Source organism: Streptomyces sp. NPDC005576 (assembly GCF_042871745.1).
In the GTDB taxonomy this organism is placed as follows: Bacteria; Actinomycetota; Actinomycetes; order Streptomycetales; family Streptomycetaceae; genus Streptomyces.
In genome coordinates this window covers 648,941-672,635 of the sequence record NZ_JBIAJC010000002.1, presented here as the reverse complement: position 1 = coordinate 672,635, position 23,695 = coordinate 648,941, and the positions used below count along the sequence as shown (strand labels likewise).

Below are 23,695 nucleotides of genomic sequence, written 5' to 3'. Positions count from 1 at the left end.
AACGCTCGGCTGGGAAACCCCAGCCGAGCGCCTGCATAAACTACTCGCGGCCTGATCAACACAACCACGTGTTGCGACGACCCCTAGAAACCGCCCGCATCCGGGCGGGCCTTTTGCTGTGACGGGGACGGGCTTCAGCCGCGACGGCCGAGGAGCTTCCAGGTAGTGGGCAGCGCGCCCATCGCCAGCAGTGCCTTCACGGCGTCGCCGATGAGGAAGGGCGTCAGGCCCGCGGCGACGGCGGCGCTCGCCGACATGCCGGTGGAGAGGGCGAGGTAGGGAACGCCGACCGCGTAGGTGAGGGCGGAGCCGATCACCATGGTGCCCGCGGTGCGGGCCACGGAGCGGTCGCCGCCCCGGCGCGCGAGGGCGCCGACGACGGTCGCGGCGAGCAGCATGCCGAGGACGTAACCGAAGGTCGCGCCGCCCGCGCCGGAGGTGCCGCCGGAGAACCACGGCACGCCCGCCATGCCGACGATCGTGTACAGCGCCAGCGAGAGGAAGCCGCGGCGGGCGCCCAGCGCGGTGCCGATGAGGAGTGCGGCGAAGGTCTGGCCGGTGACGGGGACCGGGGAGCCGGGGATCGGGACCGCTATCTGCGCGGCGAGACCGGTGAGGGCAGCGCCGCCCATGACGAGGGCCGTGTCGACGGCCACGCGGTGCCGGGCCGCGGCGGGCAGCAGGTCGGCGAGGACCACTCCGGTACGGACAGGGGCGGCAGCAGTGCTCATCGGGACTCCGCGGGTGAGGGTGGGGCGAACGGACGGAAGGGCGGGCCAGAGCCGAAAGGGCGAGCCTGCGGCTGACGTTAGCCGACGGGCCTGCCGCTGATCACCGTGTGCCGCCCACAAAGGCTCCGGCCGTGACGTGGTGGGGTTCGCACAAAGGCGGAGAGGCAACCACGCCTCGGCGTGAGCCTGATCACTCCGGCACGTGCAGCGCAGACACCTTTCCCGGAGCCGTCTCGCTCCGTGAGACGCTGTAGGTTCCCCACTAAATCGACTCAGAGCGGCATTCCCCATGCGTGACGCACCGTCCCCCGCCCCCGCCGAGCCGCTCTCCTCCGGCCTCAAGCAACGCCATCTGACGATGCTCGGCCTCGGCGGAGTGATCGGGGCGGGGCTCTTCGTCGGCTCGGGCGCGGGGGTCGCGGTCGCGGGACCGGCCATCATCGTCTCGTACCTGATCGCGGGCGCCCTGGCGATGCTGGTGATGCGGATGCTCGGGGAGATGTCGGCGGCGATGCCGGCCTCGGGTTCCTTCTCCGTGCACGCGGAACGCGCGCTGGGGCGCTGGGCCGGGTTCGGGGTGGGCTGGCTCTACTGGTTCCTGCTGGTGGTCGTGCTGGCCGTGGAGGCGACGGCGGCGGGGCGGATCGCGCACGGCTGGGTCCCGGCGGTCGAGCCGTGGGCGTGGGTGCTGGTCTTCATGGTGGTCTTCACGACGGCCAACCTCACCGCCGTGAAGAACTTCGGCGAGTTCGAGTTCTGGTTCGCCGCGTTGAAGGTGTGCGCCATCGTCGCCTTCCTGGTGCTGGGCACGCTCGCCGTCTTCGGACTCCTGCCGGACACCGATCCGGTGGGCCTGACCAACCTCACCGGCCGGGGCGGGTTTCTGCCGAACGGCTGGCACGGGGTGCTGTCCGGGGTGCTGACGGTGGTCTTCGCCTTCGGCGGGCTGGAGGTCCTCACCATCGCCGCCGCCGAGACCGACGATCCGGCGCGCGCGGTGGGGCGGGCGGTGCGCAGCGCGGTCGTGCGCATCCTCTTCTTCTATGTCGGCTCGATGCTGGTGATCGTGACGGTGCTGCCCTGGACCGCACAGCAGGCGGGGCTGAGCCCCTACGTCAAGGTGCTGGACGCGATCGGCGTGCCGTCCGCCGGGCAGATCATGAACGTCGTGATCTTCGTGGCGCTGCTCTCCGCGCTCAACGCGAACCTCTACGGCTCCTCGCGCATGATCTTCTCGCTGGCCGAGCGGGGCGAGGCGCCGCGCGGCCTGCTGAAGGTGTCGGGCGCAGGCACGAGCGGAGGCGGGGTGCCGCGCCGGGCGGTGCTTGCCTCAGTGGCCTTCGGCTTCCTCTCCGTACTCCTCAACCTGAAGTGGCCGGACACGGTCTTCCTCTATCTGCTCAACTCGGTCGGGGCGGTCCTGCTGTTCGTATGGGCGCTGATCGCCCTGTCCCAGTTGCGGCTCCGGCCACGCATCGACCGGGAGGCGGCCGCGCGGGAGCCGGGGCAGGGGCCGGTGCTGCGGATGTGGTGCTTCCCGTACCTGACGTGGCTGACCCTGGTGGCGCTCTTCGCGGTGCTGGTCCTGATGCTCGCCGACGGCTCCGCGCGCGGACAGGTGCTCTGGTCGGCGGGGGCGACGGCGGTGGTGCTGCTGGTCGCGTGGGTACGCGGGATCAGGGCGCGGCGGGGCGCGGCGGCAGGGCGCTGATCCGCCGTCACGCCAGTGGAGCGGCGGTCCGGGGATTCCCGGGCCGCCGCTCTTCTCGTACGGGCGCCCGGCGCGTCCGGACACCCTCTCCCCCGCGCGATCTTCTTCCTGCTAACCTGCACGTACACCGCAGTTGCACATAACTTGCAATAACGACTCCTGAGCATTTGAAGGGTTCGCCCATGGCCACGTACACGCTCCCGGAACTCCCTTACGACTACGCGGCGCTGGAACCGGTCATCAACCCGCAGATCATCGAGCTCCACCACGACAAGCACCACGCGGCGTACGTGAAGGGCGCGAACGACACCCTGGAGCAGCTGGCGGAGGCGCGGGACAAGGAGGCATGGGGGGCGGTCAACGGGCTGCAGAAGAGCCTCGCGTTCCACCTCTCCGGCCACATCCTGCACTCGATCTACTGGCACAACATGACCGGCGACGGCGGCGGCGAACCGCTCGCGGCGGACGGCGTCGGCGACCTCGCGGACGCGATCACCGCGTCCTTCGGCTCGTTCGCCGGTTTCCGGTCCCAGCTGACGAAGGCAGCCGCCACCACGCAGGGTTCGGGGTGGGGCGTGCTCGCGTACGAGCCGCTGAGCGACCGGCTGATCGTCGAGCAGGTCTACGACCACCAGGGCAACGTCGGCCAGGGCTCCGTCCCGATCCTGGTCTTCGACGCCTGGGAGCACGCCTTCTACCTCCAGTACAAGAACCAGAAGGTCGACTTCATCGAGGCGATGTGGCGGGTCGTCAACTGGCAGGACGTGGCGAAGCGCTACGCCGCCGCCAAGGCGCGCGAGAACGTCCTGCTGCTCGCGCCCTGACCTGCTGGAATCCCCAGTCGTCCTGCCTCGTGATCGTCTTCTCACCCTTCACCCGGCAGGCGGATGAACGAAGAACCCCCGCGAGGACATGACTCGAGGGGGTTCTTCCACGCCTGCCGAGCCCGCGGCTTCGGCTCGCCGTTGGGCAGCCGCCTAAGGGCTGGCCCGCAATTCCTGGCGGGTGCGCGACGTCAGCCACGGCACCTCGCCACGTTGTCGGAACGTCCCCATACATCCAGTATGCGGACGCCCCTCCGCCTTGCGATGCACCGCATCTGACGCCGCGCACTGATCCACCACGAATTGCGGGACAGCCCTTACTGAGCCCTTTTTCACGGCCGGAGTTCGGCCCGAGTCCGTGACGGCCGGCTCCTGCCTGCGTCCGGGCCCAGGAAGGCGCCACCGGCCCTGCCGGGGTCGGACCGGGGGAGGGGCGGACGAGACGTGTGAGCCGGTCCGGACCGAGGGGACACTGTGCCCCCACTCCCCCCGCCTTGCTGCGACTCCGGCGGGCGGCCCCTGGCAGGGGTGAGCGTCTGCGGTCCGAGGCTCGGTGCCACCCGCCGGTCCATTCCTCGTCGTCCGGCCGCCGTCGAAGTTGTTTCTACGACCTCTTGTTGCCGTCGCTCGCCAGACCTGCACCGATTCCGATCGAGGCGAAGCAGACAACAGCGAGGAACTGAGAATTTTCCACTATTCCTGTCACTCGCAGGAGGGTGGCCACCATCACTCCGATGAGTGCGGCACCCAACACGACACTTGCTTTCTTCTTCAACTTCACCACTGTCCGTGCGGGCGGGTGGCGGGGAATCCGAAAATCCCCCGCCACCCGATGCTCAGAGATTCTTGTCTGCGGTACGCGCTTCCTTTACTTCACTACCGCCATGGCCTCCACCTTCGCACAGCTCGCCACGCACGGCCGCCGTAGCTTCGAATATGGCTTCCGTACCTCGATGCCGTGCCACCGCCTCCCGCGGCGAGACCGCCCCAAGCGGACGCCTTTCCGAAGCCCTTCCAGCTCCACTTGCGCTTGGAACGGAAGCCTTGCGCCCAGTAGTCGCCGCCGCCACCCGCTGCGCCAATCGCTGCAGCACCGACAACACATCCCCATCCGGCGGTACCCGCACACAGGGCGGCGGTGCCGATCGCCGCACCCGCGATGATTCCGACTCGGAATATGCGCCGGGTCCACTTCCTCTTCCACCAATTCCCGTCGAGGTCGAACTGGTTGATGGGATCGCCAGGGTAGGAATAGGCGTTCGCTCCGCCACCGTAGACGGGGTCGATGCTGAGGAAGCGGCCGGTCCCGGGATTATAGAGGCGTGCTCCCATGAGGATCATTCCGGTAGGAGTTTCGGCGGAGCGCTGCTTGGCGCCGAGCCATCCGTAGCGGGTGGAGGGCTGGTCGGCGCGGGCGTTGCCGTACTCGTCGCTGTCCAGGGCCGTGGGGGCCTGAGTGGTGTCGAGGGGCAGGGCCAGTGCGATGTCGCCGTGAATGGTCGAGAGCTGCAGTACGGTGTTGCCGTTCTTTCCGGTGGTGGCAGCGAGGTCTCCGCCAAGACTTTCGACGTTCCGGGTGAGTGCCTCGGAGGTGTCGGCCTCGGTGATCCAGCGGGGATTGTCGCCGTCGCTGTCGTAATGGTTGGTCTTGACCGCGTCGACAGCCCACGCGCCGTCGAGGTAATCCTCGACGCTGGTCGAGCCGAAGCGGCCGGCCGCGTCCAAGGCCCAGGTCTGGCGCTGGGTGGCGGTGGTCTGACTCCGGACGAGGTCATTGGCGTAGTAGCCGACGGTCGAACCGGGGAGAGCGGTAGTGCGGCCGAAGGCGTCGTAGACGTAGCCGGTGACGGTCAACCGGTCGGCGCTGTCGTAGGTACTGCTCGCCGCCGGTGCGCTCGCGGTCGGGCAGGCGGCGGTGGCCGCGCCACTGGCGCTGTTCGATCCCGTGCGATTGGTGCGCTGGTCGAATCGGTAGGAGCGGGTGGTGCAGACGTCGCCCACGATGTCGTTGACCGTGGTCAGGCGGCCGACGGCATCGTAGGTGTAGGTCTGGTCGGACCAGCCTGAGTGATCGGCGGCCTGGCCGTGGATCGTCTCGGTGACGGAGTCGCCGTAGACGAGGAGGCCGTCACTGTCGCGGGTGTACTGCCGCGAGAGCGTCGCCCCGGTCGGGTCGTCCTTGACCACCAGGGTGTAGCCGCCGGGCAGGCCCTCCTTCTCGACGCCGCCGTCCCGGTCGTAAGTGGCGGTGAAGCTGCCCGCGACGGAATCGGTGACCTTGGTGGCCAAGCCCCGAGGTTCGGCCGCGTGGTCGTAGGTGTAGGTGGTGGTGGACGGCGCACTGTCGACGACCGTCACCGGTCGGTCGTAGCGGTCGTACGTGGTGGTCGTGGTGCCAGAGGCGCCGTCGTTGTAGGAGGTCAGACGCCCGAGAGTGTCGTACGTTTTGGCGATGGTGGCCGTGCTGGTGACGGTACGGAGCGGCTGGCCGGTGGCGGGGTCGTACTCGGTCGTGGTGGCTGGGACGGCTTCACCCAGCCCCCCTGCGGTGGCGATGGTGGTGGGCCGGCCTGCGCCGTCGTAGGCGTGGGTGGTCGTGCGGACAGTGCCGTTGGCGACCTCGGTGGACTTGGCGGCGTGCCCCCACCAGTCGTACTCGGTGGTGGTGGTTGCCAGGCCGTTGGGGGCGGCGCCTCCACCGGTGATGGTGCCGCCCGGACCGGTGGTGCAGACCTGGTCGGCCCATTCCGGGTGGCCGGCGCAGGTGCCGGTTCCGGTGGCGGTGTAGTAGGTGGTCACCCGGGTGGCAGCGTCGGTGCCGGTGGCACCGGGCAGCAGTTCCCTGGTTACGCGTCCCTGGGCGTCGTACTCGGTACGGCGGGTGATGGCGAGGCCGCCCGGATCCAGCACAGTGCTGGTGGGCACACCCTTGACCCAGTCGTACTGGGTGCTGGTGGCGCGGGTATGGGTGAAGAGATTCGGGACGTCCAGGAGTTCGGCACCGATGGTGGACTTGGTGACCTGATTCTCCGTGGTGGCCGTTCCGTCAGTGGGGCGGCCGGAGTCGTACTCGTTGACCGTCCGCGCCCGGGACGGGGCGACGTCGCCCTTGTCGAACAGGGTGGTCGTGCCGGAGATGACCGGTTCGGTGATCTCGACCAGGTGCAGCGGCCCGAGCTCCTCGAGCTTCTGGGTGCCTGCGCCGTTGTAGGTGCTTCGGGTGGAGAGGAGCTCGGCGCGGGCGGCGCTGTCCTGAGCGGTGATGCCCAGGTCGTCCAAGGTTGCCCGCCCGTCCACGGTGGTGGCCAGGGCGGTCTGCCGGTTGCCCGCGGTCAGGTTGCGCACGACGTTGCCGAAGCGGTCGTACTCGGTGGTGGTGATGCCGCCGCCGGGGGTGGCGGTATTGACCTCACGCCCGGAGGCATCCGTGTAGGTCAGGGTCGCGCGAGCGTAGTCGGCGGCTGTCAGGGCTGCACCGTTGTGCGAGGCTGGTACTGCCTCACCGTGCGGGAGCACGGCGGTGGCGTCAGTGGGCGCGTCGGTCTGCCCCCAGGTGGCGACGGTGGAGCGGGCCAGGTCGTAAGGGGCCTTGGCGCCCGACAGCGGGACGTTGTAGATGACGCTGGTGGCGGCTTCACCGTCAACGGTGTCGGCAGTACCTGAGGCGAGGGTGTCGCGGCGGGCCTTGACCAGCATGCCGTCTCCGGCGTAGAGCGGGTCGCCGGTGGAGGCGTAGTCGAGCTTCCAGGGTTTCAGTCCCGGGACCTGGTAGACCGTCACCCGGCCGGCGCTGTCGTAGACATATCCCTGCGTGAGGCGTGGGCTGATCTGGGGGTCGAACGTACCGCGCAGGGAGCCGTCCGCTGCGTACTGGTACTGCCGCACCGCCTTCGACGTCGCCGCCGAAGCCCCGGGTGCGGTGGACCACGCACGGATTTCCTTGACCTGTCCGGCGTAGTCCCCGACCGCGTCCGAGGTGGCGGTCGTGGTGGTGGCGTAGACGAATTCCAGGGACCGGCAGCCCTTGGTGGACGGCGTAGCCTCGCACGTTGCCGCAGAGGCCGCCGTGGTGGGGGCGATGACTCGCTTGGGGCGGACCTGGCTGGTGTCTCCGACCTTCACGGCTTCGGGAACCACCGTGGTGGTGGAGTTGGCCTGGCCCATGATGCTGGACGTGGAGACGATCCAGGTACCAGTGACGGTATTGCGGACGAACACGGTCTCGGTGCCCTTGTCGGTGTCCTTCATCACCAGGTTCTCAGTGACGAGCCCGCCCAGAGTGAGGGTCTCGGCGCCAGGTTCGGAGACCCAGGCGCCACCCTTCTTGGTGAAGCCGATCTCCTCACCGTCCGCGGTGACAGCCGACAGCGCGTTGTCGTTGCCGACCTTGGTGCGCTTGATGTACGACCAGTCGGATTCGGTCAGTTCGGCAACCGTGCCCGGGGTCCACTGCGGTCCGAAGATCGCTGCTTGGCCGTCCTGCTTACCACCCGCGTCCGGAGCGCGGGAGGAGGCAGTACGGGTGACGGAGAGGCCGAAGAGGGAGACATCGGTCTCTGCCAGGGCCAAGTCACCTGTGAGCAGGTTCACCGAACCGGGGCCGACCTCTTCGGTCGGGGCGGTGCCGGCCTTGCGGTCGACCGTAACGTTCGCCACCGTCGAGTACACGGTGGTGGTGGCATTGCTGTAGGCGGCGCGGACCTGGATCGGCCCGTCCTCCGTTACGGACTTGACGATGTCCCAGTTCAGATCGGTCGGGACCCCACTGATCGTCGCGAGCGGCCAAGAGGCCACGGCAGAACCGTCGGCGACCTTGCTGACATGCGCCGACGGGACGTTCGCCCAGCTCTCGTCGTCGGTACGGCGCCACTGATAGGTCACGCCGGTGTAGTCCGGCTTGCCCCTGCTCGTGAGGGTCGTGCGCCGCGCCGGGCGGTCGCCGTCACCGGGGGTGAACAGGGCCGCGCCGTCGCCGACACCGAAGGAGTAGCCGGTCGTCGCGGTGGAGGTGTTCCCACCGGAGTCGATGGTGCGGGCGTACAGGGTGTGCCAGCCGTCGGCGGGCTTGACGGTGACCGTCAGCGGGTCGCCGCCGTTGCCGTCGGCGGTGTCGTAGACGGAGTTGGGCACTGCGGCGTCGTCCAGGCCCCACTGGTAGCCCTGGCCGTCGGTGGATGAAGTGTCCAGGGTGCAGGTCGCACCTGAAGCCGACTTCGTCACCCAGGTGTCCTTGACGTAGGTGTCGCAGGTGACGGTCGGGGCCGCCGGCTTGGCGGTGTTCATGACGAAGACGGTGTAACCCGACCATGCGCCGTAAATGCTGCCGTCGTAGCCCCGTATCCGGTAGCGCAGGTGCGATCCGGCCGGGAAGCCGCTCGCCGTGGGGACCGTCAGCTTGGCGGTGCCGCCAGACGGGACTCCTGCGGTGGTGGCGGTGTACGCATAGGTGCCCGCGTCCGCGAAAGCGGGGTCGGGGGTGACCTCGAACTGGGCCTTGACCGTGCCCGCCTCCGGGTCGGTGACCTTCGCCGACAACTGCGGTGTCAGCGACGTGACATACCGCTTCTTGCTGTACGCGTTGACCTGGGAAGGTGAGATAGCTACGGCGGTCGGGGCCGCGGGGGGCGAATTGTACGTTACCGATAGATAAGGGGTGTTGGAAGCCGCGTTGCCGGAGGAGAACCGTTTCCAGCCGTACGGGTCACCCTCATCGGTGGCGCGGATCCCGGCGTTGTGCACAGTGGCCGCGTTGTCAGCCCAGACCTGCGCCATGGACGTGACGTCGGCGGCGACCCAGCCGGCCGAACAGCCGGAGGCGCCCTTGGTGACGCTAGTGGTGGCGAACCTTCCGATCCAGGAGGGCTGCGCGTCCCACCTGCTGGCGGTGGTCACCGAACCCGCGCGCCAGACCTCCCAACTGCCCGACCCGGAGGTATTGCACGCCCAGGAGTGGGAGTTGTACAGGTTCAGCTTTGCCGACAGGATCGTCTTGCCCTGAATCGCGCCCGTCTGGAACTGCAGAAAGGAGCGGGCGACCTGGCCAGCGCCGTTGTTGCCGAGCTTCAGCTCCGTGGCGGTGGACTGATCGGTGGCGTAACCCTGCTGCACGAAGGTGTCGAAATTCCCCCCGATCGAGACAGAGGGGTCGATCGTGACCGGAAACTCGGTGTCGGGGTCGGTCATGAACCTCGCGTCCGGGGTGACGGTCAGGTCGATGTCGTCACCGTTCTGCTCGACCTCCATGCCGACCGGGGCGGCACGGGTATGTTCGCCGGAGCGCGTGTCGACGCTCGCGTCCCACATCGTCGGTGCCGGCAGCAGGCCGACCTGCTTGCCGGTTCCGGGGTCGAGGAACGACACGGAGCTGTCCTCGTTCGCGACGGCCTTGAGGCCACCGGCGTTCAACGTCATTGTCACGCTGCCGGCCGTCTCGACCGCCGAGCGATTCTTGAGCTCCAGAAACTGCTCGAAACCTGTCTTCGTGGTCTCCACGACCAGGTCGGCGTCCGGGAGGGCATCGACATACCGGGCCTGGTTACCCGTCAGCTGCGGCTGCGGCAGCACGCCGCGCCACGAGAGCGTCATCGGCTCCCCGTTGGTGCCCTTCAACGACACCAGCGGTGTCGCCGGGACCTGGGGGTCACCCGGTTCGCCCGCGTCCTTGATCCTGGCGGCCTCCTTGGCGGGAGTGGCACCGGCGAGTTCGAGGTCCAAAGGGTGGGCCTTGACCTGCACATCGCCATCCGAGGTCTTCACCAAGTCGACGTCTATGTCCTTCCATTTCCCTCCTTCCTGGAAGCGCACCGGAGCGGTTGCGGCCTCACGGGTGGTGGAACCATCAGGGTTGATGAAGACCTGATTGGTCTGGGTGCGCTCGGACAGCACCTCGACCCGACGGTCCCGCAGTCGCGCCATCACCGATGCCGACAGCGCGTCCACAGCCTGCGCGGGTCCTGACGGTGCCGACTCGGTGGCGGTGGTGGGTGTCGTGGTGAGGGGCAGTGCGATTGCCTGCCCGGTGGTGGAAACGACCAGCGCGGTCTCGGCGACCATCAACCCAGCAGCGATCCACGCGACAGCGCGCAGACGACTACGGGAGGGTGGCGGCACAGAGACGTCCTGGCTCCGTATGGGAGAGACGTTCATTGAGGGCCTCGTGCTAGATCCAACTGCCCAGAGAGGGCCAGCGGATCTTTACAAAATTTTCAGAAAATACAAGACTCGGACCACTGACGCAGTGTGCTCTTACCACCACGGAGAGGGAGAGGCCAGGTGGATTAATGAACCCTTGAGGCATATTCGCTTATCAAGATACGGGTCAAGTGTGATCTATAAAACAAAATCATCTGAAAAATGGTGATCTTGTCGTTACCGCTTGATGTCCTTCTTGGCCGCTCAAGGCTGACTCCCCATACGTGGAGGATCAGCGGACGATGTCGGATGCAGTGCGCCGCGAGGCGCAGGAAGGGTCGCTCACGGGGATGCCCCGGACGTTCCGACAGCGCGACGTGGTGCCGGGGTCGTCGTCGCATCCCCCTTCACCCGGTACCACGCCATGGGAAGAGCCCCCGCGAAGACATGACTCGCGGGGGCTCTTCCCATGGCCTGGTACCGACGACCGGCACAGTGCCGACGAGGCTCAGACCCGGAACACCGCGCCGATGAACTCCGCGAGCAGCCGCTCCTTGAGCCGTCCGGGCAGGGCGTCCAGCAGCACCAGGACCGGGGCCATCCGGCCGGGGAGTCCGGCGTCCCCGTCCAGCCCGGCGAAGGCGAGCACCCCTGCGACCTCCTGCGGCCCGAGGGTGTCCGGGTCGAGGGTGGCGGCGAGCGCGGCGAGAGCCGGGTCGACCGCGACCGGCTCCAGCGCCCGCGCGGCGACCAGGGCCTTCGCCAGGTCGGCGAGGAGGGCGTCGACCTGGCCGACCGTGGCGGGGGTGAGCGTCAGGTGCAGGTTGGGCGGCAGGCCGTCGAAGGAGAGCTGGGGCTGGAGATACCAGCCGAGCTCGCGCATCTCGTCGGCGAGGTGGAGCAGCAGGCTGAGGTCGGGCGCACCTTCACCCGCAAGCGACCCGTCCGCACCGAGCACGGTGAACGCCACGAGCCCGGCGGCGGGTTCACCGAGGACCTGGATGCCCGGCAGGGCGCGCAGTCCGGCGAGCAGCCGGTCGGATGCCTCGGCGACCCGGCCCGCGAGTGCGGTGTACCCGTCCTCACCCACGTGCTGGAGGGCCGCCCACGCCTGGGCGAGCAGTCCGCCGGACTTGGTGCCCTGCACGGTGGGGTTGACGACCGGATAGCCGGGCCAGCCGGCGTGCGCGAAGTACTGGTGGCGGCGGAGTTCGGCGTCCCGGTAGAGCACCACGGAGGCGCCCTTGTCGGCGTACCCGTACTTGTGGAGGTCGACGGAGAGCGAGGTGACTCCGGGCACCGACAGGTCGAACGGCGGGATGTCCCGTCCGGCGCGCCGCAGGTGGGGCAGCAGCCAGCCGCCGATGCAGGCGTCGACGTGGCAGAGCACCCCGCGCGCGGCTGCGGCTGCGGCGATCTCGGCGACCGGGTCGATCACCCCGTGGGCGTACGAGGGGGTGGAGGCGACCACCAGGACGGTGCGATCGGTGAGGGCCGCCGCCATCGCCCCGGCGTCGGCGCGGAAGGTGACCGGGTCGACGGGGACGACGACCGGTTCCACGCCCAGGTAGTGGGCGGCCTTGTGGAAGGCCGCGTGGGCGGTGGACGCCAGCACCAGTTGGGGGTCCGTCACCTCGCGTACCGCACGGGCGTGGTCGCGGGCGGTCTTCACCGCGAGCAGGATGCTCTCCGTGCCGCCGCTGGTGAAGGTGCCCTGGGCTCCGGGCACGCCGAGGAGGTCGACGGCGGCACGGACCAGGTCGTTCTCCAGCCGGGCGACGCTGGGGAAGACGGTGGGGTCGAGGCCGTTGACGGTGGCGAAGGCGGTGTACGCCTCGGCCGTCAGCTCGTCGAGTCCGTCCAGCCCGGCGTCGTAGACGTAGGCGAAGGTGCGCCCGCCCCGGGTGGGGGCGTCGGCGCCGCGCAGGGCGCGCAGCTCGGCCAGCACCTCTGCGGCGGGCCTGCCGGTTCCGGGGGTGGGTACGGCGTCAGTCGGCACGGGTCAGGTCCTCGTTCGGTACGGACGGGTTCACGGAAGGCGGCTCCGCTTCCTCGCGGTAGCGGTGCAGCAGCCAGAGGCTCGCGGCGGCGAGGACGGCGGGCAGCAGGCTCATGCCGGCGGTGATGCCGGTGAGTGCGGCGTCCGGCTGGGCGACCTCGTGGTCGGCGTCCGAGGAACGGAACCCGGTCACCGCGAGGACCAGCGCGAACACCCCGGCGCCCAGTGCGAAGGCCAGGGTCTCGGCGGCCGTCCACAGTCCGGTGAAGGTCGCGGTCCTGCGCCGGCCGGTACGGACCGCGTCGGCTGCCAGGGTGTCGGCCAGCAGCGTCAGCGGGAGCAACTGGAGGCCGGCGTACGCGATGCCGACCACCGCCACCGCGAGGTAGCCGAGCACCGGACCGGCCGCCCCGGTGAAGGCGAGCGCGACGGCCCCGGCGACGTACAGCAGCGAGGCGCACCACTGGGCGTAACGCGTGCCCCTCCGGCGGGCGAGCCGGTTCCACAGCGGCATGAAGACCACCAGGGGGCCGATCATGCAGGCGAAGAGCGGGGTCACCGCGGAGGCCGAGCCCAGGGTGTAGGTGGCGAAGTACTGGACGCCCGCGAGCATCACGCCGATCGCCAGCGCCTGGAGCGTCCACATCCCTGCGAGGTGGAGGAAGGGCCGGTTGGTGCGGGCGGCGGCGAGCTGGGCGCGGAGGGAGGGCTCGGCCTCGCTCCGGGCGACGGTGGGGGCCCACCGGGTGGTGAACCAGGCGCCGAACATGCCGGCCGCGAGGAGCGCGGCGACGACCACGCCCATCGTCCGGTAGCTCGCGGGCGTGTCGCCCTCCGCGTGCGCGATAGCGGGGGCCACCGCGCCGGAGAGCAGGATGGCGACACCGAGGAACGCCACCCGCCAGGCCAGTACCCGGCCGCGCTCGGTGGGGTCCTCGGTCATCTCGGCGGGCATCGTGACGTACGGCACCTGGAAGACGGCGTACGCGGTCGCGGCGAGCAGGAAGAGCACGGCGACGTACCCGGCGGCGGCTCCGCCGCGCAGGGTGGGTGCGGCGAAGATCAGCGCGAAGAGCGGCGGCAGGGTGCAGGCGCCGATCAGCAGGAAGGGGCGGCGGGGCCCGCCGTGCAGCCGACTGCGGTCGGAGACCACGCCGACCAGCGGATTGACGAGGACGTCCCATACCTTCGGGAGGAAGACGGCGGCCCCGGCGACGGCCGCGGGCACGGCCAGCACGTCGGTGAGGTAGTAGAGCAGGACGAGCCCCGGCACGGTGGAGAAGGCACCGGTGGCGAGGGAACCCAGGCCGTAGCCGACGCGCACCCGGCGGGGCAGGGCGGGTGCGGACTGCGGGGGTCCATCGGCGGGCATGGAGCCGATCATGAGGCCAGTCCGCCGGGGGAACAAGGGTTCGCGTGTTGCGGGTGTGCGAACGCACGCGGGGCGGGCGCGGGGGCCGTGTGCCCCTGCCCCGCCCCGCCTCGCGCCCCGACGTCGCGTCGCCTCGCCTCGCGGCCCGTCGCGTCGCGTCGGGTGGATCAGTCGAAGATCGGGCCCTGGGTGCGGGTCCGCTTGATCTCGTAGAAGCCGGGGATGGACGCCACCAGCAGCGTGCCGTCCCAGAGCTTCGCCGCGTCCTCGCCCTTGGGGGCGGGGGTCACGACCGGGCCGAAGAAGGCGACCTGCTCGCCGTCCGCGCCGGGCACGGCGATGACCGGGGTGCCGACCTCCTGGCCGACCTTGTCGATGCCCTCCTGGTGGGAGGCGCGCAGCTCGGCGTCGTAGGTGTCGTCGTCCATGAAGTCGGCGAGCGAGGCGGGGAGGTTCACGTCGGCGAGCGCGCCGAGGACCGCCTCCCGGGTCGGGCCCTCGCCGTTGTTGTGGAAGCGGGTGCCGAGCGCGGTGTAGAGGGGAGCGGTGACCTCGTCACCGTGCAGCTGCTGGGCGGCGACGACGACCCGGACCGGACCCCACGCCTTCTGCTCCAGCAGCTCGCGGTACTCGTCGGGCAGCTGGTCCAGCTTGTCCTCGTTGAGGACGGCCAGGCTCATCACGTGCCAGCGGACCTCGACGTCGCGTACCTTCTCGACCTCCAGCATCCAGCGGGAGGTCATCCACGCCCACGGGCAGAGCGGGTCGAACCAGAAGTCCGCGGGGGTCTTGGCGTGTGCGGTGGTGTCGGACATGTCTCTCCTTGGCAGCGTCGGTCTCCGCGACGCCAACGCACGGGACCGCCCGGAGATTCCCCGGAGAGCGGCATGCGAGGATCAAACCATTCGATATCGAGCCACGAAGGAGTGCCGGTGCCCGGTGAGAACCTGTCCCGCGAAGAGGCCCACGAGCGGGCGGAGCTGCTGACCGTCGACGGTTATGAGGTCGCGCTCGACCTGCGGTCCGCCCTCGGCGGGGCCGAGGAAGACAGCGCCCCCCGCACCTTCCGCTCGGTGACGACCATCCGCTTCCGTTCGGCGCGCGCCGGTGCCTCCACCTTCGCCGACCTGATCGCCCCCCGCGTGGACGCGGTGACCCTGAACGGCGCCGCGCTCGACCCGGCGGCCGTCTTCGACGGGACCCGGGTGGCGCTGGACTCCCTCGTCGAGGGCGAGAACGTCCTGGTGGTCGACGCCCGGTGTGCGTACAGCCGCACCGGCGAGGGGATGCACCGGTTCGTCGACCCGGAGGACGGCGAGGTCTACCTCTACACGCAGTACGAACCGGCCGACGCCCGCCGGGTCTTCGCCAACTTCGAGCAGCCCGACCTGAAGGCCCCCTACCGCTTCGAGGTGGCCGCCCCCGAGGGGTGGCGGGTGTGGAGCAACGGCGCCGAGGAGTCCCACGAGGACGGGGTGTGGCGGTTCGCCGAGACCGAGCCGATCTCGACGTACATCACCGCCGTGGTCGCGGGGCCGTACCACTACGTGACGGACCACTACTCCCGCACCTTCGAGGACGGCAGCACGCTGGAGATCCCGCTCGGCGCGATGTGCCGCAAGGGTCTCGCCCGTCACTTCGACGCGGACGACGTCTTCCTCATCACCAAGCAGGGCCTGGACTTCTTCCACGACAACTTCGACTACCCGTACCCGTTCGGGAAGTACGACCAGGCGTTCGTCCCGGAGTACAACCTCGGCGCGATGGAGAACCCGGGCCTGGTCACCTTCCGCGAGGAGTACATCTACCGCGGCAAGGTCACCTCCGCGTCCTACGAGCGCCGGGCCAACGTCATCCTGCACGAGATGGCGCACATGTGGTTCGGCGACCTCGTCACCATGAGCTGGTGGGACGACCTGTGGCTGAAGGAGTCCTTCGCGGACTTCATGGGCTCCTTCTCGATGGTGGAGGCCACCCGCTTCACCAACGGCTGGATCACCTTCGCCAACAACCGCAAGGCGTGGGCCTACCGGGCCGACCAGCTGCCCTCCACCCACCCGGTCACGGCCGACATCCGTGACCTGGAGGACGCCAAGTTGAACTTCGACGGCATCACGTACGCCAAGGGTGCTTCCGTCCTGAAGCAGCTCGTGGCCTACGTCGGGCGGGACGCGTTCCTCGAAGGCGCCCGGCGCTACTTCAAGCAGCACGCCTACGGCAACACCCGCCTCGGCGACCTGCTGTCGGTGCTCGCCGACACCTCGGGCCGCGACATGACGGCCTGGTCCCGTGCCTGGCTCCAGACGGCGGGCGTCAACAGCCTCACCCCGGTCCTGTCGTACGACGCCGAGGGCCGGATCGCCGAACTCGCCGTCCTCCAGGAGGCCGCCGCCTCCCACCCGGAGCTCCGCCCGCACCGGATCGCGGTGGGCCTGTACAGGAAGGACGAGAGCGGCGCGCTGGTCCGGTACGCCCGCGCCGAGACGGACGTGGCCGGCGAGCGCACTGTCGTCACCGAGCTGGCCGGGGCCGGGAAGCCCGAGCTGGTCCTCGTCAACGACGACGACCTGACGTACTGCAAGGTCCGCTTCGACGAGGAGTCCCTCGCCACCCTGCGCGACCACCTCGGCACGGTCACCGACCCGCTGGCCCGCGCGCTGTGCTGGTCGGCACTGTGGAACATGACCCGCGACGGCCTGATGCCGGCCCGCGACTTCATCGCCCTGGTGCTCGCCTTCGCCGGGCGCGAGTCGGACATCGGCGTGCTCCAGATGCTGCACAACTGGGCCCACTCCGCGCTCACCCACTACGCGGCCCCCGCCTGGCGCGAGGAGGGCGGCCGGCTCCTCGCGGAGGGTGCGCTGCGCGAGCTGCGGCTCGCCGTGCCGGGCGGCCAGGACCAGCTGACCTGGGCCCGGTTCTTCGCCTCGTCGGCCTCCTCGGACGAGGACTTCCGGCTGCTGGGCGAGCTGCTCGACGGCTCCGCCACGATTCCCGGCCTCGATGTCGACCAGGAGCTGCGCTGGGCGTTCCTCTTCCCGCTGGCCGCGCACGGGGTGGCCGACGAGTCGGCGATCGCCGCCGAACTGGCCCGGGACGACACGGCGTCGGGCAAGCGCCACCAGGTGCGCTGCCTGGCCGCGCGCCCCTCGGCCGCGGTCAAGGACCAGGCGTGGGCGGCGGTCGTGGAGTCCGACCGGCTCTCCAACGCGCTGGTCGAGGCGACCATCGCCGGTTTCGTCCGGCCCTCGCAGCGCGAACTCCTCGCGCCGTACGCCGGGAAGTACTTCGCGGCGATCGAGCGGGTGTGGAAGGAGCGCTCCATCCAGATCGGTATGGACGTGGTCTCGGGACTGTTCCCGGGGCTCCAGGACGATCCGGCGACCCTGGCGGTCACGGACGCCTGGCTGAAGGAGCACGAGGACGCCGCTCCCGCGCTGCGCCGCCTGGTGCTGGAGGCCCGTGACGACCTGGCGCGCGCACTGCGCGGTCAGGAGTGCGACGCGGCGGCCTGACCCCCGGCCGTTCCCCCGTGCGGGCCGTTCCCTCCACCCGAGGGGGCGGCCCGCACGGTCGTGTGCGCCCGGGTGCGCGGGCGGGGGTTCGCAGGCGCCCCTGGGCGCACTCCCCGCACGGCGGGCCATTTCGATCATCGGTCCGTACGCAGGGGGCCCGCGCCGTCCGGGTATGTCGACGGGCCTGTAACAGGGGTTAGGGGCTGGTCCTGCGGCGGAAAGCCCCTCTGCATGAACCACGACACCTCCCTGTCCTCCCCCCGCGCCCTCCCCCGCACGCCCGGGGCCGAGCTCCCGGTCGTCACCGGTGCGCAGTTGCGGCGGCAGGGCCTGACCGCCGCGCAGGTCTCCGAGCGCTGCACCCCCCGCGGCCCCTGGCAGCAACTGCTGCCGGGTGTCTACCTGCTGCACACGGGACCGGCCGGCGGGCGCGAGCGGCTGCGGGCGGCGTTGCTCTACGCGGCGCGGCCGGCGGCGGGGCGCCGCGGGGCGGAGAGCGGCCACGGAACATCCGGTACCCCCGGAACATCCGGTACGAACGGCACCGGCACCACCGGCGCCGCCGCCGGTGCCGAGGGGGCGGTCGTCACCGGGGTGGCGGCGCTGGCGCTGCACGGCTTCGCCGCCGCGCCGCCCGTACCGGCGCTCACCCACGTGGACGTGCTCGTGCCGCGTACCCGGCGGCTGCGGGCGACGGGCTTCGTCCGGGTGGTGCGCGCGGCCCTCCCTCCGGAGCCGCTGGTGGTCGACGGGTTTCCGGTGGTGACCGCGGAGCGGGCCGTCGCCGACGTGGTGGCGGGACTCGACGCCCCGGCCGCCGTACGCCTGTTGCTGACCGAGGCGGCCCGCGACGGGCACTGCGAACCCGCCGCCCTCGTCGCCGAGTTGAGCGCGGCGAAGCTGCTGGGCCGGCCGGTGGTGACCCGTGCGGTCGAGCTGCTGCTCGCGGAGGGCCGGAGCCTCGCCGAGGAGCGGCTCTACGCGATGGTGCGCGTGCACGGGCTTCCCGAGCCGGTGTGGAACGTGGACCTGCGGCTGCCCGGCGGCCCGCACCTGGGCACCGTGGACGCCTACTGGCCCGAGGAGGCGGTGGCGGTGGAGCTGGACACCGCGCGTGCGCCCCGGTACGCCACCGCGTGGCCGCCCCGGCCCGTACCGCGCGGGTCGCGCGGCCGGGCGGAACCCGGGCCGGGCCCGGTCACGCATGCGGTGTGGCGGGAGCAGCTGGAGCGGCTCGGGGTCACGGTGGTGCGGCTCTCGGCGGAGGGGCTGCGCGAGTCGGCGGAGCGGCAGGCGGGCGTGGTGCGGACGGCGCTGCGCGCGGCGCGGGACCGGGAACCCGCGTCGTACGTGGTGGTGTTGCCGCGCTGACCGGAGTGGCGGGCTTTGTACGGGCGGGCCGGGCGGGCGGGCTGCGCGGACGGCCGGGCGGGCGGGCGGGCGGGCGTAGGCAAGAGTACGGTCCGACACCTTTTCTCCCCGGTGACGCAGGGGCGACGGTGGCGGGTCTACGCCATGTCGTTTACGCGCCTCCGTCAACTCTCCACAAAACCCTGTCGGGTACGAAAGGGTGAGCGGTCATCCGGTATCGAATTCCGGACTCTTTCTTTCCGATGCACAGGGATGCTGATGACCAAGGATTCCTCCGGCTCCATACCGGCGGCACGACGCGTGGCCCGGGTGGCCGCCGCGGCGGGTCTGGTGGCAGCGCTCGCCGCCACCGCCACCGCACCGGTGTTCGCCGCCGACGACCCGGCCGCGACCACCGTCAAGCCCGCCGCCACGAGTGATTCGGGCGACAAGCTCGGCACGTCCGACGCCGAAGTCCTGGCGCAGGCCGTCGCCGAGGGCGAGAAGTCCGTCACGCTGATGGTCGCCACGAAGCCCGGCGCCACCGAGCAGGTCAAGAGCCAGCTCGACGCCGTCAGCGGCTCCATACCCGGCGTCACGTACGACAAGCTCGGCTACGTCCGGGCGACCGTGCCGACGAAGACGGCGAAGGCCACCATCGCCTCGGCCTCGAAGCTCTCGTCCGTCCTCGGCATCGACCTCCAGCAGGAGATCGAGCTGGACGACCCGACGCCCGCGGCCGACCGTGCCGCCGGCGCGAAGAAGGCCACGACCTCCAGCACGTACGCGGCGCCGTCGAAGAGGACGCCCGCGAAGAACCCGTACAACCCGTCCTTCGAGACGGGCGCTGTCGACTTCGTGAAGCAGAACCCGAAGGCGGACGGCCGGGGCATCACCATCGGCATCCTGGACTCCGGTGTGGACCTCGCCCACCCGGCGCTCCAGAAGACCAGCACCGGCGAGCGCAAGATCGTCGACTGGGTCACCGCGACCGACCCGGTCAGCGACAGCGACGGCACCTGGCTGCGGATGACGCAAGCGGTCTCCGGCCCGTCGTTCACCCTCGGTGGCGTCACCTACGAGGCGCCCGCCGGCTCGTACAAGTTCAGCCTGTTCAAGGAGTCCGCCACCAACGGCGGCGAGATGGAGGGCGACCTCAACCGCGACGGTGACACCACCGACACCTGGGGCGTCCTGTACGACCCGGTCACCGGCACGACCCGGGTGGACCTGAACAACAACGCGGACTTCTCCGACGACACGGTCCTCAAGCCGTACAAGGAGAAGTTCCAGGTCTCCTACTTCGGCAAGGACGACCCGCGGACCGACGTCGCGGAGCGCATCCCGTTCGTCGTCGAGACGCGCAAGAACGTCGTCTACGACGCCGCGGGTGCCACCGCGGACTACGTCAGCATCGGCGTCATCGAGGGCGAGCACGGTACGCACGTCGCGGGCATCACCGCGGCCAACGGCCTGTTCGGCGGAGCGATGGACGGCGCGGCCCCCGGCGCGAAGATCGTCTCCTCGCGCGCCTGCACCTGGACCGGCGGCTGCACCAACATCGCGCTCACCGAGGGCATGATCGACCTCGTCGTGAACCGCGGTGTCGACGTCGTCAACATGTCGATCGGCGGCCTGCCGCCGCTCAACGACGGCAACAACGCCCGCGCCGAGCTGTACAAGCAGCTCATCGACATCTACGGCGTCCAGCTGGTCATCTCGGCCGGCAACGACGGCCCCGGTGTCAACACCATCGGTGACCCCGGTCTCGCCGACCACGTCGTCTCCGTGGGCGCGTCGATCTCCAAGGAGACGTGGGCGGCCAACTACGGCTCCCTCGTCACCAAGAAGTACGACATGCTGCCCTTCTCCTCGCGCGGTCCGCGTGAGGACGGCGGCTTCGCACCGGTCATCACCGCCCCCGGCGCCGCCATCAACACCACGCCGACGTGGCTGCCCGGCGGCCCGGTCAAGGAGTCGGGCTACACCCTGCCGGCCGGGTACTCGATGCTCCAGGGCACGTCGATGGCCTCCCCGCAGGCCGCCGGCGCCACCGCGCTGCTGCTCTCCGCCGCGAAGCAGAAGCACATCGACCTGGCCCCGGCTGATCTCCGCACCGCGCTGACCAGCTCCGCCACCCGGATCAAGGACGTCTCCGCGATCGCCCAGGGTTCCGGTCTGATCAACATCCTGGACGCGTGGAAGCTCATCAAGAAGGGCGCCACGGCCAACGAGTACGCGGTCAAGGCCCCCGTCGACACGGCGATCGACTTCGCGCTCAAGGACCCGGGCTTCGGCACCGGCCTGTACGACCGTGAGGGCGGCCTGAAGACCGGTCAGAAGAAGACGTACGACGTGGTCATCACCCGTACGACCGGCGCCGACCGCGACGTCGCGCACAAGCTGTCGTGGAAGAACGGCGACGGCACCTTCAAGCTGGTCGGCCCGAGCACCGTCAAGCTGCCGCTCGGCACGCCGGTGACCGTGAAGGTCCAGGCGCAGCCCCGCTCGGTCGGCGTGCACAGCGCCATCCTGGAGGTGGACGACGCCAGGACGGTGGGCGTGGACCAGCAGGTCATGGCCACCGTGGTCGTCGCCACCGACATCAAGGCCCCGGTGAACGCGTTCGCCGCGTCCGGCTCGGTGCAGCGCAACGGCACCACGTCGTACTTCCTGAACGTGCCGGAGGGCGCCAAGACCCTGGAGGTCGCGCTCAGCGCCCTGCGTTCGGGCAGCCAGACGCGGTTCATCTCGATCCACCCGTACGGGGTCGCGGTCGAGGACAGCTCCACGATCTACTGCTACCCGAACTACGAGAACCCGGCCAACACCTGCCGTCCGGACGCGCGGTCCTACAAGGACCCGCAGCCCGGCGTCTGGGAGATCGAGGTCGAGGCCCGCCGTACGTCGCCGCTCCTGGACAACCCGTTCAAGATCGACGTCGCGCTGCTCGGCGCCACCTTCGACCCGGCGGTGCAGACCATCGCCGAGGCGAAGATCGGCACCCCGACCGCGGTGAACTGGACCGTCACCAACGAGGCCGCCGCGCTGGCGGGCCACCTCAAGGGCGGTTCGCTCGGTTCGGCCGCGGTCGAGCGGCCCTCGATCTCGACGCGTCAGAAGCAGCAGTTCCAGGTCACCGTCCCCACGGGTGCCGAGAAGCTCGACGTCGCCGTCGGCGGCACCTCGGACGCCAACGCGGACATCGACCTGTACGTCTACTACAGCGGCGAAGAGGTCGCTACCTCGACCACCGCCGGGTCCGAGGAGTCGGTGAGCATCGCCGCCCCGGCCGCCGGGACCTACACGGTCGTGGTGGACGGTTACAGCGTCCCGAGCGGCACCACCGCGTACGACTACCGCGACGTGTTCTACTCCGCGTCGCTCGGCACGATCAAGGTCGACGAGTCGACGCCGGTGAACCTGGCGGCCGGCGCGTCGGCCCAGGTCGGTGCCGACGTGATCGTCGCCGGTGCGGCCCCCGAGGGCCGGCAGTTCTTCGGTGAGGTCCAGCTCGTGAACGCCCACGGCACCGCCGCGGGCACCGGCAGTGTGGTGATCGAGAAGGTCACCGAGTAGCACCCCCGTCCGGCCGGTCCCCGCGACCGGCCGGACGGACCGCCGGGGCGGGTGCTCTCACGGGCTCCCGCCCCGTCGTACGTCCGCCCGCCTGCGACACCCGGCCCCCGCCGGTCCCCACCCCTCCGGACCCCGCCGAAGATGTTGGCTCCCCGGGCCCGCGCGACGGCAGAACCTGCGGCCGGAGCGGCGCCCGTCCGCAGGCCGGACAATGGATTGGACAAGGTGGGCAGGGACATACGCATCATGGGGCGGCAAAGGGCCGTACCGCACCCCGCCCACCAGGGACGACGGGACAGCCCTCCGGGCCGCACACACGTACAGAGGAGTCTCCCGTGAAGGTCGGAATCGTCGGCGCCACCGGTCAGGTCGGCACAGTCCTGCGCAAGATCCTGGCCGAGCGGGAGTTCCCCGTCACGGAGCTGCGGCTCTTCGCCTCCGCACGCTCGGCGGGCTCCACCATCGACTTCCAGGGCACCTCGGTCACGGTCGAGGACGCCTCCACCGCCGACTACACGGGTCTGCAGATCGTCATCTTCTCCGCCGGCGGCGCCACCTCCCGGGCGCTGGCCGAGAAGGTCGCCCAGCAGGGCGCCGTCGTGATCGACAACTCCTCCGCCTGGCGCATGGACCCCGAGGTCCCGCTGGTCGTCTCCGAGGTCAACCCGGAGGCCGCGCTCAACCGCCCCAAGGGCATCATCGCCAACCCGAACTGCACCACGATGGCCGCCATGCCCGTGCTGCGCCCCCTGCACGACGAGGCGGGTCTGGAGACCCTCACCGTCGCCACCTACCAGGCGGTCTCCGGCTCCGGTGTCGCCGGTGTCGCCGAGTTGCACGGCCAGACGTCCAAGGTCGTCGCCGACGCGGACCGGCTGACCCACGACGGCGGTGCCGTGGACTTCCCGGAGCCCGGCGTCTACAAGCGCCCGATCGCCTTCAACGTGGTGCCGCTCGCCGGTTCGATCGTGGACGACGGTTCGTACGAGACGGACGAGGAGCAGAAGCTCCGCAACGAGTCCCGCAAGATCCTCGGCATCCCGGGGCTGAAGGTCTCCGGCACCTGTGTGCGCGTGCCGGTCTTCTCCGGCCACTCGCTCCAGATCAACGCCCGCTTCGCCCGCCCGATCAGCGTCGAGCGCGCCTACGACCTGCTGAGGGACGCCGAGGGCGTCGAGCTCTCCGACATCCCGACGCCGCTCCAGGCGGCCGGCAAGGACCCCTCGTACGTCGGCCGCATCCGGGTCGACGAGACGGTCGAGCACGGTCTCGCCCTCTTCGTCTCCAACGACAACCTCCGCAAGGGCGCGGCCCTGAACGCGGTGCAGATCGCGGAGCTGGTGGCGGCCGAGCTGAACGGCTGACCCGGCGGGGCGTCCCGTACGGCTCCGAGGGGGCGGCCACCGGTCACCGGTGGCCGCCCCCTCGCGCGTCCGCCGACCGGCTGCCCGGCGCGGCGGGCCCCCGGCGTGGAAGGATGACC

Annotated in this window: 11 protein-coding genes; 6 read left to right on the top strand and 5 right to left on the bottom strand. The window is 70.4% G+C overall.

Going from position 1 to position 23,695, the window contains the following annotated elements:
* Nucleotides 1-134: 134 nt before the first annotated feature.
* Nucleotides 135-731, bottom strand: coding sequence for a biotin transporter BioY (locus ACFYPN_RS06255; protein ID WP_358763438.1), 597 nt, complete (start codon nucleotides 729-731; stop codon nucleotides 135-137).
* Nucleotides 732-1,020: 289 nt separating this feature from the next.
* On the opposite strand from ACFYPN_RS06255, the gene ACFYPN_RS06250 reads away from it, so the two are divergent.
* Both ACFYPN_RS06250 and ACFYPN_RS06245 read left to right on the top strand, forming a co-directional pair.
* Entirely contained in the window at nucleotides 1,021-2,442 is a 1,422-nt protein-coding gene (locus ACFYPN_RS06250; RefSeq protein WP_389296934.1) for an amino acid permease, read from the top strand.
* A 182-nt stretch (nucleotides 2,443-2,624) separates the two neighbouring features.
* Complete coding sequence (locus ACFYPN_RS06245; protein ID WP_358763435.1) at nucleotides 2,625-3,266, top strand: superoxide dismutase; 642 nt, start codon at nucleotides 2,625-2,627, stop codon at nucleotides 3,264-3,266.
* A gap of 876 nt (nucleotides 3,267-4,142) precedes the next feature.
* Here ACFYPN_RS06245 and ACFYPN_RS06240 read toward each other — a convergent pair.
* The 4 genes from ACFYPN_RS06240 to ACFYPN_RS06225 all read right to left on the bottom strand — a co-directional run bounded on the left by ACFYPN_RS06240 (nucleotide 4,143) and on the right by ACFYPN_RS06225 (nucleotide 14,583).
* Nucleotides 4,143-10,319, bottom strand: coding sequence for a DNRLRE domain-containing protein (locus ACFYPN_RS06240; RefSeq protein WP_389296931.1), 6,177 nt, complete (start codon nucleotides 10,317-10,319; stop codon nucleotides 4,143-4,145).
* A 586-nt stretch (nucleotides 10,320-10,905) separates the two neighbouring features.
* A complete protein-coding gene (locus ACFYPN_RS06235) occupies nucleotides 10,906-12,396 on the bottom strand; it encodes an aminotransferase class V-fold PLP-dependent enzyme (RefSeq protein ID WP_358763431.1) in 1,491 nt (496 codons plus the stop codon).
* Nucleotides 12,386-13,768 carry an MFS transporter gene (locus tag ACFYPN_RS06230; RefSeq protein ID WP_389296929.1) on the bottom strand — a complete coding sequence of 461 codons (1,383 nt, stop codon included), beginning with the start codon at nucleotides 13,766-13,768 and terminating at the stop codon, nucleotides 12,386-12,388. Before ACFYPN_RS06230 ends, ACFYPN_RS06235 begins: the two co-directional genes overlap by 11 nt.
* A 167-nt stretch (nucleotides 13,769-13,935) precedes the next feature.
* Nucleotides 13,936-14,583, bottom strand: coding sequence for a DsbA family protein (locus ACFYPN_RS06225; protein ID WP_389296927.1), 648 nt, complete (start codon nucleotides 14,581-14,583; stop codon nucleotides 13,936-13,938).
* 117 nt (nucleotides 14,584-14,700) lie between these two features.
* Here ACFYPN_RS06225 and pepN point away from each other — a divergent pair, with 117 nt between their 5' ends.
* From pepN to ACFYPN_RS06205, 4 genes are all read left to right on the top strand, one after another.
* Nucleotides 14,701-17,283, top strand: a complete 2,583-nt coding sequence (gene pepN, locus ACFYPN_RS06220) for an aminopeptidase N (RefSeq protein ID WP_358763425.1) — start codon at nucleotides 14,701-14,703, stop codon at nucleotides 17,281-17,283.
* Between the two features lie 231 nt (nucleotides 17,284-17,514).
* Nucleotides 17,515-18,654 carry a hypothetical protein gene (locus ACFYPN_RS06215; RefSeq protein WP_389296924.1) on the top strand — a complete coding sequence of 380 codons (1,140 nt, stop codon included), beginning with the start codon at nucleotides 17,515-17,517 and terminating at the stop codon, nucleotides 18,652-18,654.
* 252 nt (nucleotides 18,655-18,906) lie between these two features.
* On the top strand, nucleotides 18,907-22,212 hold the full coding sequence (locus tag ACFYPN_RS06210) for a S8 family serine peptidase (protein ID WP_389296922.1): 3,306 nt from the start codon (nucleotides 18,907-18,909) through the stop codon (nucleotides 22,210-22,212).
* Between the two features lie 335 nt (nucleotides 22,213-22,547).
* The gene (locus ACFYPN_RS06205; RefSeq protein ID WP_358763419.1) at nucleotides 22,548-23,576 is read left to right on the top strand and encodes an aspartate-semialdehyde dehydrogenase; all 1,029 of its coding nucleotides are present in this window, start codon (nucleotides 22,548-22,550) and stop codon (nucleotides 23,574-23,576) included.
* The last annotated feature ends 119 nt before the right edge of the window (nucleotides 23,577-23,695 follow it).

Excerpts from the sequence above, each read along its gene's own strand:
- ACFYPN_RS06225 (WP_389296927.1), bottom strand. The coding sequence starts at position 14,583 with ATGTCCGACACCACCGCACACGCCAAGACCCCCGCGGACTTCTGGTTC.
- ACFYPN_RS06255 (WP_358763438.1), bottom strand. The coding sequence starts at position 731 with ATGAGCACTGCTGCCGCCCCTGTCCGTACCGGAGTGGTCCTCGCCGAC.
- ACFYPN_RS06210 (WP_389296922.1), top strand. The coding sequence starts at position 18,907 with ATGCTGATGACCAAGGATTCCTCCGGCTCCATACCGGCGGCACGACGC.
- ACFYPN_RS06245 (WP_358763435.1), top strand. The coding sequence starts at position 2,625 with ATGGCCACGTACACGCTCCCGGAACTCCCTTACGACTACGCGGCGCTG.
- ACFYPN_RS06240 (WP_389296931.1), bottom strand. The coding sequence starts at position 10,319 with ATGGTCGCCGAGACCGCGCTGGTCGTTTCCACCACCGGGCAGGCAATC.
- ACFYPN_RS06230 (WP_389296929.1), bottom strand. The coding sequence starts at position 13,768 with ATGCCCGCCGATGGACCCCCGCAGTCCGCACCCGCCCTGCCCCGCCGG.
- ACFYPN_RS06250 (WP_389296934.1), top strand. The coding sequence starts at position 1,021 with ATGCGTGACGCACCGTCCCCCGCCCCCGCCGAGCCGCTCTCCTCCGGC.
- ACFYPN_RS06215 (WP_389296924.1), top strand. The coding sequence starts at position 17,515 with ATGAACCACGACACCTCCCTGTCCTCCCCCCGCGCCCTCCCCCGCACG.